This window comes from Peptostreptococcus faecalis (assembly GCF_900240845.1).
Classification (GTDB): Bacteria; Bacillota; Clostridia; order Peptostreptococcales; family Peptostreptococcaceae; genus Peptostreptococcus; species Peptostreptococcus faecalis.
Genome location: NZ_OERU01000001.1, coordinates 650,335 through 666,561, shown reverse-complemented (window position 1 = coordinate 666,561; position 16,227 = coordinate 650,335). Strand labels below are relative to the sequence as shown.

Sequence of the window (16,227 nt, the reverse complement as noted above, 5' to 3'; positions counted from 1 at the left end):
TAAAGAAGATTACTTAGATTCTTTTACAGCTTCAAATTTTTCAATGATTCCGTTTGAAGCGAATAACTTCTTAACTACTTCTGTTGGCTGTGCACCTGTAGCTAACCACTTAAGAGCTTTTTCTTCATCAATCTTTACTTGCTTTGGTTCAGTAAGTGGATTGTAGTATCCGATTTCTTCAATAAATCTACCGTTTCTTGGTGATCTAGCATCTGCTACTATTACTCTGTAAAAAGGTTTCTTGTGTGCACCCATTCTTCTTAATCTTATTTTAACTGCCATTATTTGTTACCTCCAAAAATATTTTTATATTTATTAAATCCCCATTTTATTATTTAGGAAATTGTTAACTAATTTTGATTCAATCGTTAGAAAGGAAGCTTTGGCAATTTTGGAAAACCGCCTTTTTTCATTTTCCCCATCATGTTACCCGATTGAAACATCTTCATCATTTTCTTCATCTCATTAAACTGTTTAATAAGTTTATTTACGTCTTGAACGCTCGTTCCACTTCCTTTTGCGATTCTCTTTTTTCTAGATCCATTTAAAAGTTGCGGATTTCTTCGTTCTTGAAGAGTCATAGATTGTATTATAGCTTTATTACGATTTAACTCTTTTCCACTCTTGTCTATATCTCCTATTTTGGACTTTATATCACCCATACCAGGTACCATATCCATTATTTTATCAAGTGGACCTAAGTTTTGAACTTGCTCTAGCTGAGTTAGAAAATCTTCAAAATCCATTTCATTTTTTCGCATTTTCTTTTCAAGCTCTTTTGCTTTTTCCATATCTATGCTATCTTGAGCTTTTTCTATTAGACTCAATACATCACCCATACCTAAAATTCTAGATGCCATCCTATCTGGATAAAAAGGTTCAATATTATCTAATTTTTCTCCTATACCTATAAATTTTATAGGCTTTTTAGTGACTGCTCTTATAGAAAGTGCTGCTCCGCCTCGTGTATCACCGTCAAGTTTTGTAAGAACTACCCCGTCTATACCTAATGCTTCATTAAAGCTCTCCGATACATTGACAGCATCTTGTCCTGTCATAGAGTCTACAACCAACAAAATTTCTTGAGGTCTAACTTCAGACCTTATATCTTTCAATTCTTGCATCAATATTTCATCTACATGAAGTCTACCAGCTGTATCTATAATCACCAAATCATTAGAATTTTTCTTCGCATGTTCTATAGAAGCTTTCGCTATATTTACTGGAGATTCAGAATCTCCCATTGAAAATACCGGTATATCTAGCTTTTCGCCTACAACTTGCAACTGCTTTATAGCTGCTGGTCTATATACGTCACATGCAACTAATAACGGAGATTTACCTTGTTTTTTTAGATATCCTCCTAATTTACCTGAAGTTGTGGTTTTACCTGCACCTTGAAGCCCTACCATCATTATTACTGTAGGTGGTTGACTAGCATATGTAATATTGCTTTGAACATCACCCATAAGAGATGTAAGCTCTTCATTTACTATTTTTATTACAGTTTGTGCTGGAGTAAGGCTCTTCATTACGTCTTCTCCAACAGAACGTTCTTGAATTTTTTTAACAAAATCTTTTACAACTTTATAGTTAACATCAGCTTCAAGAAGCGCCATTTTTACTTCTCTCATTGCATTTTTAACATCTGCTTCAGTCAATCTGCCCTTAGACTTTAATTTACCAAATGCATCTTGTAATTTATCTGACAATCCTTCAAAAATCATTATATCAACTCCCTGATTTCTTCTATTAATACTTTAAGCTGAGTTGAGTTTTCAGCATCATCTTTATCAAAGTACACAGATAACTCTTCAAGTTTTTCAGCTAGTTTGTCCACAATGTTTTCAATATTTTTAAATTTTTCAACGATTCCAAGCTTTGATTCATATTCTTTTAAAGAGTTTTCAGATCTCTTTAAACTATCATAAACACTCTGTCTTGAAATATTTAATATCTGACTTATTTCACCTAGTGAGTAGTCTTCTTCATAATACATAGACACTATTTCTCTTTGCTTAGGTGTCAGCAATGAGGCATACTGTGAATATAATATTTCTATTTGTACCATCTTTTCTATATCCATAGTTACTCCTCTCTGTAAGGGTGTTTAACTTTACACAAGAATTATATTAACCTATAATATTGAAATTGTCAAGTTTATATAAGAAATTTTAATTAAAATATTATCTTTATATTAACTTTTCTATTCACTAAATATGGCTTCAGTAAATGCTTGTGCATCAAAATCTTGTAAATCCTCGACTCTCTCTCCTACCCCAATTAATTTTACCGGGACATCTACCTCTGATTTAACGGCTAATACTACTCCACCTTTTGCAGTTCCATCTAGCTTTGTAAGCACTATTCCCGTTATATTAGCGACTTCTTTAAATGTCTTTGCTTGACTTACAGCATTTTGACCTGTGGTTGCATCTACTACCAGTAAAACTTCTCTTTTTGCCTCTGGGTATTCTCTATCAATAATTTTAAATATTTTACCTAACTCATTCATTAAATTTGACTTATTATGGAGCCTACCAGCAGTATCACAAATTAATACATCCGCTTTTCTAGCTTTTGAAGCACTGATTGCATCGAAAATAACCGCTCCAGGGTCAGCACCTTCATGATGTTTTATAATATCAACATTTACTCTTTTTGCCCAAATATCTAATTGTTCAGTAGCTGCAGCTCTAAAAGTATCTGCTGCTGCTAGCACGACTTTTTTACCATCATCTTTATATCTCTTTGCAAGCTTTCCTATTGTAGTAGTTTTTCCAACTCCATTTACCCCTACCATCACAATTATAGCTGGACCAGGCTCTATATCAATCTTGCTACTGCTCTCACTCAATATAGATTCTATTACTTCTTTCAAAAGGTTTCTAACTTCTAAAGGATCTTTTATACCTCTTTCCTTTATCAAGTTTTTAAGTTCATCTACAATATACATAGTTGTATTCATTCCTACGTCTGCAGTTATTAATACTTCTTCTAACTCTTCCATTAAATCTTCATCTATTTTTGTATATGATTTAATAATCGAGTCTATTCTTCCTGTTATATTATCTTTTGTTTTTGAAAGCCCCTCTAATAGTCTAGAAAATATATTCTTTTTCTCTATTTCAGGTTTTTCATTTCCGTTGTTCTCAGTGTCAAATTCTTCGGTTTCTTCTAAGTTTTCCATTGAATTTTCATTGCTTAACTCTTCTTCAGTGTCTATATTTTCATTATTTATATCTTCGTCAGCTTTACTTTTTAATTCTAGATCTTCCATTTCTGATTCTAAATCATTCGGAGCAGATTCTCCTGTATCCATTCTAAGATTTGCATCTTCTAAATCAAGATTTTCTTCTTGTTTTATTTTAGAATTTAGCTCTTGTTCTTCTTCAGCCAGTGATTCTTTCTCATCCTCACTAACAAATTCTTCATTTACAGAATCTTCCTTTTCTGTTTTTTTCCAAAACTTAAACATATGCCCTCCTTATTCTTCTGCCATATCCTTGGCTTCATTAAGCTTTAAGCTAATTACTGATGAAATCCCTTTTTCCTGCATAGTTACTCCATATATATAATCCGCAACTTCCATAGTTCCACGTCTATGAGTAACTGCTATAAATTGAGTTTGTGAACTTAATTCTTTTAAAAATTCACCAAATCTATACACATTTACATCATCTAGTGGTGCTTCAATTTCATCAAGTATACAAAACGGAGTTGGTTTAGAAGTCAAAATTGCAAATAATATACATATCGCTGTAAGAGCTTTTTCTCCTCCCGACAATAAAGAAAGATTTTTCATGTTCTTACCAGGTGGCTGAGCTGTTATTACAATATCGCAATTCAATATATTACTTTCGTCTGCTAAACTAAGATTTGCACTTCCTCCTCCAAATAAATTGACATAGATTTTCTTAAAGCTTTCATTGATACTACTGAATTTATGGATAAATTCCTTTTCCATATTTTCTACAAGATCTTCAATAAGATTATTTAATGATATAATCGAATTTTCTAAATCCATTTTTTGGCTTCCATAGTATTCATATCTTTCTTTAATTTCATCATATTCCTTTATTGAATCAAGATTGACATTTCCTATCTCTTTAATTTCCTTTTTTAGAAATTCCATTTTCTTATAGTCAATATTTATTGTTTCATCTCTAAATTCATATGCATCTACTAAAGTTAATTCATATTTGTCAAATAAATTAGACAGAATATTATCTTTAGTGCTTGTATATCTTTCTAACCTAGACTCTAATTTAAAAAGTTCTTCTTTAATTTCAGAATAAGCTCTTTCTCTAAGTCTAAGTTCTTTGCCTTTTTCATCAAGCTTTTCTTTCAATGTATCTTTTTGATTTTTTTTATCAGATACTTCTATAAGATTCTCTTCATGTAGTTTTTCATCATTTTTTATTTCAATTTTTAAATTTTCTATTTCTAAGTCTAAAGAATTTATCTCTGATTCTCGTTGATTTATTTGTGTTTGAATTTCTTTTATCTTAGATTGTAGTTCAGTAATACTTTTTTCTATTCTTTCAATTTCTACTATTGTACTTTCAAAGTTTTGTTTTATTTTTGCTAACTGAATATTTTTTTCGTTATAAATTTTATTAGCTTCATCAAATTGATTTTTAATTTCTTTTTTATTGGATATAAGATTTTCAATAGACTGTGTATTTTCTTGAATTTCAGAATTCAATTCTTCAATATTTTTCTGATTTTGATCTGAATCTGTTTTAAGTCTATTTATTTTTTCGTCTAATTCCTTTTTCTCAAGTTGGTATCTATTTATTTCTTCTTGCTTTCTTATCTTTTCTGTTTTTATTAATTTCTGTTCTGTGCTAATTTCTACAGCTTTCTTTTCAGATTCAGATTTTTCTAAAATAATTTTATCTCTATCATATTTTAAATTCTTTTTCTTATTTTCAATTTCATGAATTTCCAACTCATATCTTTGTATTATATTTATACTATTTCTAAGTTCTAATTCTAATTCGTTTATTATTCTGTTTCTTGAAAGAATATTGGAATTTCCTTTTATACTTCCTCCAGTCATAGAACCTCCTGGATTTAGAACATCTCCTTCTATAGTAACTATTTTATACCTGTGATTTGTTTTGTTTGCAAATTCTACTGCAATATCTATATTTTCTAAAACTATAACCTTACCTAATAAACTTTCAATTAAGTTTTTATATGCATCTTCTATTTGTACAATTTCACTAGCAAATTTTGCATCATATTCTTTTAATATATTTATATTAAAGTCATTTCGTTTTGATTTCATAGATGATAGAGGTAAAAAAGTAACTCTCCCTAGGTTATTCTTTTTTAAGTATGATATTAATTCTTTCGCGATACTTTCATCTTTAACCACCACATTTTGAATAGCCGCCCCTAGCGCTACTTCTACTGCTTTTTCATATTTTTTATCTACTTTTATCAATTCACCTAATGCGCCATACACACCGGCTTTTTTTAATTTTAATACTTCTCTTACACCTCGATTAAATCCATCATGATGATTTTGCATATCTATATATGTAGATTTTTTTGTTTTAATTTCACTTTCTTTATTTGCTAAAGACTGTAATTCATCTTTCTTACTTCTTAAAGTACTATCAATATTTTTAAACTCTTCTGATAAATTATTTAATTTGGATTCATATTCATGAATTTTTTTATTTACATTTAGATATCTTTCTTCATTTTCTCTTATAGTAGCATCCGTATTAACCAGATCTTCATTATAGTTTAGTATAAGCTTATCTAAAGTATTTAATCTCGACTCCATATTCACTATATCAGTTTGAAGAATTGCCAGATTTTTTGAAGTAGAATACTTCTTATCTGCAATTACACCTGATAGACCTTGGCTTTTTTCAATGTCATGTTCTATGTTTTCAAGATTATTTTCTGCTATTTTTTTTTGATTGAATAATTCTCCTAATTCCTTCTCTATGTCTTCTATTTCGTATGAGTTGTCATTAGCTTTGATATTTACTTTTTTAAGCTCTAAATTGTATGATTCGATATTTTGTTCAAAAGATATAATATCATCTTTTTTCATTTCTATTTCTTTTAACTTGCTTTTTACCTTTTCAAGTGATACATCTAAGTTTTTCTTGTTTTCGCTTATATTTTTGTTTATATCAACTATATTTTCAGAAAGATCTTCAATAATTTCTTCTATAGATAACACTTCTTCACTCAATGAAGATAGCTCTTTTTCCAAAATTATTTTTTCATTTTCAGTCAAATTCATTTCTTTTGATATATTTTCAATCTGAGTTTTTATATCTACAATTTTATTTTCACTATCATTATGTTGAATAATAAAATCATTAATCTCTATTTTCTTCAATTCATCTCTTAGTTTAATATATTTTTTAGCCTTTTTCTGCTGTCTTTCCAACGGCTTTATCTGGTTTTCAATTTCAGAATATATATCTATTATTCTATCCAGATTTTCTGAACTTTTTTTAAGATCTTTTTCTGCTTCATTTTTTTTGTATCTAAATTTTGCAATACCACAAGCTACATCAAATATTTTTCTTCTATTGGCAGGATTGCTACTCAAAATATCTTCTACTTTCCCCTGCTCAATAACAGAATATCCATCTCTTCCTATTCCTGTATCCATTAGTATTTCTCTAACATCTTTTAATCTACAACTCTTACCATTTATAAAAAATTCTGATTCGCCTGTTCTATATGCTCTTCTTTTTATCACCAAGGTATTCGAATCACAATCTATTTCGTATAGAGAATTGTCCAGTGTCAGAGATACTTCGCAATAATTCATATGCTTTTTTGTATCGGTACCAGAGAAAATGACATCTTCCATTTTTTCGCCACGCAGACTTTTTACACTCTGCTCTCCTAATACCCATCTTATTGCATCAGATATATTACTCTTTCCACTTCCATTTGGTCCTACTACTGCCGTTACGCCTTCTTCAAATAATATGTCAGTTTTTGTCGGAAAGGATTTAAATCCCTTTAATTCTAACTTTTTTAAATACATCCTATCTCCTTTCAACTAGCATAATTTATATTCATGACCGAGTTTGAAAAATATTTCTGCAAAACTTGACTCACTAATATTTTTTCCATCAACCTCTATTTTTATCTCATCTATCAAAGTGTTATCGGCAACTGTCTTAAATTTTGCCTTATATTTTTCATTTATATATTTTCTATTGCATCTTTTATTCCCAACAATAGAGGATATGTTTTTATTCTCAGAATAAATTATAATATTTTCAAATTTTTTAGGAACTATTATATCAATATAATCTCTAATTATCCTTGATTGTACCAATTCTCTAAATGCAGGGTGGTATGGTCCTGCTACTACATCTATCCCCATTTGGATATCATCAGTTGCTTGTAGACCAACTCTGATAACATCTATATTATTTATATAGAATAGAACCATCAACTTTTTTGCTATATCTACTGCTTTTTCAACACTAAAAGGAATATAACTTCCTTCAATATAATTTTTTTCCAGTAATGTTTCTTTTATTACTAATGTAGGATATATTCTCACAAAGTCTGGTCCAATGTTTACGAAATCTTTCGCAGTTTTAATACATTTTTCTTCACTATCCGATGGCAATCCTATCATCATCTGTAATCCTAGTTTAAAACCTGCTTTTTTTATCAATTCAGAACTGCTCTTAACTACTTCTTTTTTATGCCCTCTAATGCTCTTAATCAAAACGTCTTCATCCATGGACTGGACTCCTAATTCAATTACTGTCACACCATATTCTTTCAGTAAGCTTAGCTCTTCATAATCAATACAATCAGGTCTAGTCGAAAGCCTAATATCATTAACTATCCCTCTATTCTTATATTCTCTAGCAACAGATAAAAGTTCAATTTGCTTGCTTTTCTCTATAGCGGTAAAACTTCCTCCAAAAAAAGCTATTTCAATATTAGTATTATCTTCTATAGTTTCAAGGGCCTCTTCAATAATTTCCCTTGATTTTTCATCTGTCATATCTGTTGATATACCTGTTATTTTTTTTTGATTACAAAATATGCAATCATGAGGACATCCTTGATGTGGAACAAAAATAGGTATAATTTTCTTTTTCATTATATCTTTTCTCCCATATTTATAAGAGCATTTTTTGCTGCCTCTTTTTCTGCTTCCTTTTTGTTTTTTCCTACTCCCGATCCTAGTATTTCCGTGCCTTTTCTTACTTGCATTTCAAATTCCTTATTATGGTCAGGACCTTTCTCGCTTATAAGTTTATAAGTTATTTTACCATTATTTCCCTGTACTATTTCTTGCAAAATAGTCTTATAATCTTTAAAAATATTTCCATCAATCGTTTTTTTCATTGTAGATTCTAAATTATCTAAAATAAATTTTTTAGCTCTTTCGAATCCTCCATCCATATATATAGCTGCTATAACAGCTTCAGTTGCATCTGCCAATATCGAATCTCTATTTCTTCCTCCAGATATTTTTTCTCCTTTTCCAAGAAATAAATATTTCCCAAGATCCATTTTTTTAGCTACTATACTTAACGATTCTTCACATACCAAACTTGCCCTTATTTTTGTCAGTTTTCCCTCTGGCAAATTTTCATTTGTACTAAATAAATAATCACTTACAACCAATCCCAATACTGAATCTCCTAGAAATTCAAGTCTTTCATTGTATTTGAATTCTTTATGCTCATTTGCAAATGAAGAATGTGTAAGTGCAGCTTGTATATATTCTCTATCCTTAAATTTATATTCTATTTTTTTTTCAAAAAGATTTATATTCTGTTCCATTACATCTCTTAGTGATGCCATCTATTTTCACCCCATTATTTTTAATATAAATTGTTTAAATTTCAAATTGTGGTCTTAAAAATTTTTTAATAGCAGAGCATCATAATAATAAAATCCTCTCCTATTAAAAAATAAAAATACCTGTTGTGTTTACAGGTATTTTTAAATATGATTAATTGTTAACTCTTGATAGATATTCGCCCGTTCTAGTGTCTATTTTAACCTTATCTCCAACGTTAATGAATAAAGGTACATGAACTATTGCTCCAGTTTCAACTGTAGCAGATTTTGTAACATTACTTGCAGTATCACCCTTTATTCCCGGCTCAGTTTCTATAATCTCTAACTCAACAAAGTTTGGACCTTCAACTTGGAAAGGTGATCCTTGATAGAATCTTATAGTAGTAACATCATTTTCTTTCAAGAACTTAATTGCATCTTCCACCTGCTCATAATTAAGAGGAATCTGATCAAAAGTTTCCTCATCCATGAAATAATATAATTCTCCATCACTATACAAATACTGCATTTGCTTAGTTTCAATATTTGCCTTAGGGAATTTATCACTTGGATTAAAAGCTTCTTCTCTAATAGCTCCAGTTATTAAATTTTTATACTTTGTTCTTACAAAGGCAGCACCTTTACCTGGTTTAACATGCTGAAAATCTACAACTAAACAAGGCTGTCCATCTTTTTCAAAAGTTACACCTTTTCTAAAATCACTTGCTGTTACCATTTCACATCCTCCAATTTTTCATTAGTTATCTATACTAGATGATTATATCATGTAAAGTATTGATTTGTCTACTTTTCACCATAGTTTATATAGCATTTACTTTACATATTAAATTTATATTTTTTAGAAAAATGATATCTGATTTTTTTCACTCATACCATCTAAACTTCCATGCTCACTCAACTTCTCTACCACAGTTTTAGATATCTTAGTTCTAGAAATCAAATCTTCTTTTGATAAGAACTCTCCATTTTTTCTTTCTTCTATGATATTTATTGCCGCATTTTCGCCCATTCCTTGAAGAGAAACCATCGGAGGAAGAATTTTTCCTTTATCTAATATTTTAAACTCACTTGCATCTGACTTATATAAATCTACATTCATAAATTCTATGCCTCTTGCATACATTTCTACCACTACTTCTAATATTGTCAATTGACTGTTCTCTTTTGTTGTAGCCTGATTTCCAAGTTCTCTTATCTCTTCAATCTTTTTCTTAACTACATCTATCCCTTTTTTTATTAACTCAATATCAAAATCTTCAACTTTTGTTGTAAAATATGTAGCGTAGAAAGCTTCTGGGTAATTCACCTTACAATACGCTATTCTAAACGATGTCATTACATAGGCTACCGCATGTGCTTTGGGGAACATGTATTTGATTTTTTTACAAGAATCTATATACCAGCTCGGTACTTCATTTTCCTTCATAGCTTCTTCAAATTCTGGTTTTAACCCCTTACCTTTTCTTACACTTTCCATAATCGTAAAGGCCATCTTCGGCTTTAGTCCGCTAAAAATTAAATAGTTCATAATATCATCTCTAGTTGATATTACATCCTTCAGACCAACTACATTACCTCTCACCAAATCTTGTGCGTTATTTAGCCAAACGTCAGTACCATGTGATAGTCCTGCGATTCTTACTAGTTCTGCAAATGTAGTTGGTTTTGTATCTACTAGCATTTGCCTAGTAAACTTTGTTCCAAATTCCGGAATGGCTAAACTCCCCACTGGTGACCCAATTTCTTCTTCTGTCACACCAAGTGCTTTTGTCGAAGTAAAAAGAGACATAGTTTCTGGATCATCAAGTGGTATATCCGTTATTTTGATTCCAGTCATATCTTCAAGCATCCTTATAATAGTAGGACCGTCGTGTCCTAGGATATCTAGTTTTAGTATTCTACCACTTATTGAGTGGTAGTCAAAATGTGTTGTGATTACGCCTGATGTTTTGTCGTTTGCAGGATACTGAATTGGAGTAAAGTCATGCACATCCTTATAATCAGGTATTACCATTACACCGCCCGGATGCTGCCCTGATGTTTTTTTAACACCTGTACAACCATGCATCAGCCTATTTTTTTCCGCCATAGTAAAATCTAGGTAATTTTCATCAGAATACTTTTTTACATAACCAAAAGCAGTTTTATCTTTTACAGTACCAATAGTCCCCGCTCTATATGTATATCCCTCTCCGAATAGATCTTCTGTATATTTATGTATTGTAGGCTGATATACTCCTGAGAAGTTCAAATCAATATCTGGTTCTTTGTCTCCTTCAAATCCAAGAAATACTTCAAATGGTATGTCATGGCCATCTTTTATAAGATCAGTACCACACTCTGGACATTTTTTGTTTGGTAAATCTATACCAGAACCCCATTCACCAACTCCAAAAAAGTGACTATATTTACAATTCGGACAAACATAGTGGGCTGGTAATGGATTAACTTCTGTAATATCACTCATAGTTGCTGCAAAAGAAGATCCAACCGAACCTCTCGATCCAACTAAATATCCATCTGACATTGATTTTGCAACCAGCTTGTTAGCTATTATATACATTACTGCATATCCATTACCAATAATTGAATTTAACTCTCTATCCAAACGTGCCTCAACAATCTCTGGGAGAGGATTCCCATATATACTATACGCTTTTTCAAAGCACATTTCTCTCAGTTTTTCATCGGATCCTTCTATAATCGGAGGATAAGTCTCACTTGGAATCGGCTTAATATTTTCAAATTTATCAGCTATTAAATTACTATTTGTAATAACTACTTCATACGCCTTTTCTTCTCCAAGGTAACTAAATTCTTCTAGCATCTCATCAGTCGTTCTAAAATATAATTTTTCAACAGAATTTTTATGCGAAAAACCTTGAGAATAACGAAGCACATCTCTAAAAATACTCTCATATGGTTCTAACATATGAACATCACCAGTAGCTACTACTAACTTTCCAAATTTTTCTCCATACTCGACCAATTTTCTATTTATGTCCCTTAACTCTTCTTCGTCCTTAACCTCTCCATTAGAAACTAAGTACAAATTATTCTCCACAGGCATTATCTCTATAAAATCATAAAATTTCATTATTTCTTCAATTTCTTTTTCACTTTTATTACGTTGGACTGCATTGAATAATTCGCCACTAGAACAAGCCGTTCCAATAAAAAGTCCGTCCCTATTCTCTGATAAAAAGCTCTTTAATATTCTAGGTGATTTATAAAAATGATTTATATGAGAATCAGATATAATTCTATACAAATTTTTCAATCCTACGTTATTAAGAGCATATATTGTCGCATGTGTAGGTCTGATTTTTGTAAAATCAATTTTACCGTATTTTTGATTTACTTCAGATAATTTCTCTAATCCAGCTTTTTTAAATATATCAATAAATTTGATGAAAATTTCTGCAGTAGCAGCAGCATCATTAACAGCTCTATGATGACCTTTTAAACTTATACCTAGCTCTTTTGAAACTTTGTCTAAAGAAAATTTCTTCAAATCAGTTAATAGAATTCTTGCCAACATCAATGTATCTATTTTTTCATGATTGTAATCTATTCCGATTTCTTTACATTTTTGTGATATAAATCCTGTATCAAAATCAGCATTATGAGCTACAAACACAGCTTCTTTTGAAAAATTCATAAAATCAGATAACACTTCTTCAATTGGAGGAGCATCTTCTACCATCTCATTTGTTATTCCTGTAATTTCTTGAACTTTATATGGAATATCCATCTTAGGATTTACAAAACTACTGAATTGATCTTTAATTGAACCATTTTCAATTAAAACTGCTCCAATTTCTGTTATATTATCATTGGTTGGAGAAAATCCAGTAGTTTCTATATCAAAAACAACAAACTTTTGATCAAAATCTAAATTATTAGCATTTTGAATTATATCTTTATCATCATCTACCAAATACGCTTCAACTCCATATATTACTTTTATATCTGATCCTTTTGATGCGTTCATTGCGTCGGGGAAAGCTTGTACAACTCCGTGGTCGGTGATTGCTATAGCCTTGTGTCCCCAACTTTGTGCCTTGTTTATCAATGATTTTACCGACACAATCGAGTCCATAGCTGACATTTGAGTATGCGCATGCAACTCCACTCTTTTTTCTTTTGAGTTGTCCTTTCTTTCTTCTTTCTTTTCTTTTTTTATTGTAGTAATAGTCAACTCAATTTCATCAGTATAATGGTTTTTTATTATATCTCCCATTATTCTAAGGTATGATCCTACTTTAGTTTGAGATGTGACTTTTTCTTTGTTCATGTCATTTAAGTAGACCTTGCAACATATAGCCCCTGTATTATCGGTCAAGTAAATACTGTATATCGTTTTACCGTTTCTTAATTCCTTAATATTAGTTTCAAAAACACTTCCAACTACACATATTGTTCTAGATTTTTCATCTATATCTTTCATCTCTTTTACATATCCAGACATTCTCTCTCCATAAATAATATCTGGATCTATCTCATAGCTCACCGTATATTTTTCTTCAGTATCACTCGTCTCCGGCTTTCCAAATTGAATCTGAGATATTATCTTATTTGTTTCATGTTCTTGCCGTTGTATTATTTTTTCAATATCATCTGATACATTTAGATTTTTCTTCGCTACTTCAATTTTAATATTTATTTCAATACCTAACTCCTCTAGTATCATGTGTTGTATTTTTTTTGCAATTTCTTTTTGTTCAAAACGCTGGTAAATAAATTCATTTGGAACTTTTATCTTCAATGTATTTTCTACAAATAAATGCTCTAAAGTATCACCAAATGCCAATATTGAAGGTGTTTCCCTTTTTATAAGGTAAAATATATTATTCCAATATTTTTTTAAAGTACTCTGAATTGATTTCTTTTTTATACCGTCGACTTTGACTATTAGCCTAACTGAATTCAAAGGAGGACACATTTTCTTTGTTATTTCATTTTTTATTCTTTCTAGCCTATCATTTAGCAATATATTTTTTGACTTTATGTAAATAAAGCACTTACCATCAAATTTATTGTAAACTGTTTTATATATTTCTACATCTTCAAAACCTCTTGTTAAATTTTCATTTTCTATTCCAATTTCTGCTAAAAATGATATAAAATTCTGCAAAATATCACCTCCTACTTTTTATAGCTACTATCAAATTTTTTTAAATTTTTATATATCAATACCGTCATTTACTGTTTCATCTGTCTTTATAATATTGCTTTTTTCAGCTAAATCTTTATGTGCTTTTACAAAATCATCGATAATATTGTATTTATTCCAAAGATGCATAGGCACAATATTTTTAGTGTTTGTCATCTCTAAAAAATAGCTAAGACCCCAGTCATACCTTTCCCCTTGTCTTGGATCAAGAGGTACCATAGCCAAGTCGATATTTTTATTTTTTATTTTCTCAATCTCTCTTTTAAATCTATCTGTCATTATATCAAATTCTTCTTCACTTTCAAATCCTACCCATGTCCACCAGTTAAGGTCTCCAGCATGATATACAACCTTATTTTCTACTTCGATCAGAAAGGCTACTCCTTCATCTGTACTCTCAAAAGTTTCTATATTTATATCTCCAATATTATACTTTTTGTTTGGAGCAACATAATATGCCAATTTAGCATTTTCACTATCAGAAGGTTTAATGTCATCTGAAAGTATAAAAAACACATCATCATAATTTCTGAACATATTAAATATATTCTCATTAAAATGATCTGGATGCGCATGCGAGCAAAAAACATAAAGTCTTTTTTTCTTATCTAATTCCTCTACTTCACCTTTAAAATAATCGAATATTATATTACAGTTATCCATTTTCAATAAAAATCCGCTGTGGTGTATATATTTTAAATTCATAATTTCCTCCTATATTCAAAATACGCTTTTAAATTTATCATTATGTCTAATTATACTACTATACCCAAAAAACTCCAATACTGACACCTTCTAAGTTTTCATGATATAATTCAAATATATAGATTTTATCAAAAAATATGATTTTTTATTTTCTGAAAGGAGAAAATTAATGAAATTAGTTCTAGTTGAAAATACTGATTCAGTTATATTTCCAGAAAATGTAACGGTAGTTGATTCAAAAGATATTAAGCCGTGCATGGGTTGCGTAGGATGTTGGGTAAAAACTCCAGGTACTTGTGTAATACCTGATAAAGCACAAAAATATGGAGCTAAATTGACTGAATTCGACTCTGTTACACTTATCAGCGAAGTCTGTTTTTTAGGTTTTTCGTACCAAATTAAAAGGCTTTTAGACAGAGGTGTACCCTACCTTGATGTGTTTATGATGCAAAGGGGTGATGATATTCGTCATAAAAAAAGATATGAGCACGCCTTTAAAGTAAATTTTGTTTTTTATGGAAATTGTACTCCGAAACAAAAAGAAGAAATCATATCCCTTGCTTCTGATATATGCATAAATTATTTTGTAGAAGATCACACTGTTACCTTTGTTCCAGATCTCGAAACTGCAGTGAAACATTCAGGAGGGGAAATAATTAATTACAATTTCAAAGAAATAAAAATCGATACACAAAATTTCGATCTACTTTCAGATGATGCGTATAAAAATATCGTTGTGATTAATGCTAGCTCAAAAGGTAAAAAAAGCAGTTCGGAATTTTTTTCAAACAAACTAATTGAAATTTTAGAATATCAATCCAATACTGGGCTATATATAGAAAAACAGTACTGGAATGGTTCAAATCAAATAGATGAAGACTCCATTATTGGTTTACTAAAATTTGACCACATAATAATTTCTTTTGGTATTTATGTAGACTCTTCTCCTTCACACATAATAGAAAATTTAAAAATAATTACAGATTACTTAAGTCAATTTAAGCAAAATAATCCTGACTTATGTAATAGATTAAAAAAGATAAAAATTTCCTCACTTTTAAATTGCGGTCTTATACACGGTTCTAATAATAGACATTCAATCAAGGAACTACAAGCATTTTGTAATGAAAATGGTTTATCTTGGTGCCAAGGATTAGGAATAGGTGCTGGACCTTTATATGCTAATCCAAAGATCGATATAAAAAGTGATAAAAATGCTATAGAAGTTTACAATGCTTTAATCGAATTAAGTAAAAATATACTTAATTATGATTATACTGTTGATTATAGAGACATTTTGACAGATGGACATCTACCTGCACCTGAATATAAAAATCTTTTGAATAAAATTTGGTCGAAAGCTCTAGAAAAAAACAATATACACCTATAATTTTATAATAAAAAAGTAGCCGATAATCTATACCTGAAATTTATAATTATCGGCTACTTTATATGAGTTAATTTTTAAAACTTATTATAATCTATATAACTTATAATATTTGCTATTTCGCATCCTT

The 16,227-nt window shown here is 30.1% G+C and carries 11 protein-coding genes; 1 reads left to right on the top strand and 10 read right to left on the bottom strand.

Features of this window, described 5'->3' with window-relative positions; genetic code table 11:
• Positions 1–9: 9 nt before the first annotated feature.
• The 10 genes from rpsP to C0982_RS03050 form a co-directional block, all read right to left on the bottom strand.
• A complete protein-coding gene (gene rpsP, locus C0982_RS03095; protein WP_101772756.1) occupies positions 10–282 on the bottom strand; it encodes a 30S ribosomal protein S16 in 273 nt (90 codons plus the stop codon).
• Positions 283–368: 86 nt separating this feature from the next.
• Positions 369–1,727 (bottom strand): signal recognition particle protein, encoded by a 1,359-nt coding sequence (ffh, locus tag C0982_RS03090; protein WP_101772755.1) that lies wholly within the window; start codon positions 1,725–1,727, stop codon positions 369–371.
• Positions 1,727–2,086, bottom strand: coding sequence for a YlxM family DNA-binding protein (ylxM, locus tag C0982_RS03085; protein WP_101772754.1), 360 nt, complete (start codon positions 2,084–2,086; stop codon positions 1,727–1,729). Before ylxM ends, ffh begins: the two co-directional genes overlap by 1 nt.
• Before the next feature lie 120 nt (positions 2,087–2,206).
• The gene (ftsY, locus tag C0982_RS03080; protein WP_101772753.1) at positions 2,207–3,478 is read right to left on the bottom strand and encodes a signal recognition particle-docking protein FtsY; all 1,272 of its coding nucleotides are present in this window, start codon (positions 3,476–3,478) and stop codon (positions 2,207–2,209) included.
• 9 nt (positions 3,479–3,487) lie between these two features.
• Positions 3,488–7,036 carry a chromosome segregation protein SMC gene (smc, locus tag C0982_RS03075; RefSeq protein ID WP_101772752.1) on the bottom strand — a complete coding sequence of 1,183 codons (3,549 nt, stop codon included), beginning with the start codon at positions 7,034–7,036 and terminating at the stop codon, positions 3,488–3,490.
• 15 nt (positions 7,037–7,051) lie between these two features.
• The gene (locus tag C0982_RS03070) at positions 7,052–8,119 is read right to left on the bottom strand and encodes an elongator complex protein 3 (RefSeq protein WP_101772751.1); all 1,068 of its coding nucleotides are present in this window, start codon (positions 8,117–8,119) and stop codon (positions 7,052–7,054) included.
• Positions 8,119–8,829 carry a ribonuclease III gene (gene rnc / locus C0982_RS03065; RefSeq protein WP_101772750.1) on the bottom strand — a complete coding sequence of 237 codons (711 nt, stop codon included), beginning with the start codon at positions 8,827–8,829 and terminating at the stop codon, positions 8,119–8,121. The genes C0982_RS03070 and rnc overlap by 1 nt, the downstream gene beginning before the upstream one ends.
• A gap of 151 nt (positions 8,830–8,980) precedes the next feature.
• Positions 8,981–9,544 (bottom strand): elongation factor P, encoded by a 564-nt coding sequence (efp, locus tag C0982_RS03060; protein WP_101772749.1) that lies wholly within the window; start codon positions 9,542–9,544, stop codon positions 8,981–8,983.
• A 123-nt stretch (positions 9,545–9,667) separates the two neighbouring features.
• Entirely contained in the window at positions 9,668–13,966 is a 4,299-nt protein-coding gene (locus C0982_RS03055; RefSeq protein ID WP_101772748.1) for a PolC-type DNA polymerase III, read from the bottom strand.
• Between the two features lie 48 nt (positions 13,967–14,014).
• Positions 14,015–14,710 carry an MBL fold metallo-hydrolase gene (locus C0982_RS03050; RefSeq protein WP_101772747.1) on the bottom strand — a complete coding sequence of 232 codons (696 nt, stop codon included), beginning with the start codon at positions 14,708–14,710 and terminating at the stop codon, positions 14,015–14,017.
• A gap of 169 nt (positions 14,711–14,879) precedes the next feature.
• Between C0982_RS03050 and C0982_RS03045 the strand changes: the two genes are divergently transcribed.
• A complete protein-coding gene (locus C0982_RS03045) occupies positions 14,880–16,100 on the top strand; it encodes a flavodoxin family protein (RefSeq protein WP_101772746.1) in 1,221 nt (406 codons plus the stop codon).
• The last annotated feature ends 127 nt before the right edge of the window (positions 16,101–16,227 follow it).

Coding starts and splice junctions, on each gene's coding strand:
- rpsP (WP_101772756.1), bottom strand. CDS start 282: ATGGCAGTTAAAATAAGATTAAGAAGAATGGGTGCACACAAGAAACCT.
- ffh (WP_101772755.1), bottom strand. CDS start 1,727: ATGATTTTTGAAGGATTGTCAGATAAATTACAAGATGCATTTGGTAAA.
- ylxM (WP_101772754.1), bottom strand. CDS start 2,086: ATGGATATAGAAAAGATGGTACAAATAGAAATATTATATTCACAGTAT.
- ftsY (WP_101772753.1), bottom strand. CDS start 3,478: ATGTTTAAGTTTTGGAAAAAAACAGAAAAGGAAGATTCTGTAAATGAA.
- smc (WP_101772752.1), bottom strand. CDS start 7,036: ATGTATTTAAAAAAGTTAGAATTAAAGGGATTTAAATCCTTTCCGACA.
- C0982_RS03070 (WP_101772751.1), bottom strand. CDS start 8,119: ATGAAAAAGAAAATTATACCTATTTTTGTTCCACATCAAGGATGTCCT.
- rnc (WP_101772750.1), bottom strand. CDS start 8,829: ATGGCATCACTAAGAGATGTAATGGAACAGAATATAAATCTTTTTGAA.
- efp (WP_101772749.1), bottom strand. CDS start 9,544: ATGGTAACAGCAAGTGATTTTAGAAAAGGTGTAACTTTTGAAAAAGAT.
- C0982_RS03050 (WP_101772747.1), bottom strand. CDS start 14,710: ATGAATTTAAAATATATACACCACAGCGGATTTTTATTGAAAATGGAT.
- C0982_RS03045 (WP_101772746.1), top strand. CDS start 14,880: ATGAAATTAGTTCTAGTTGAAAATACTGATTCAGTTATATTTCCAGAA.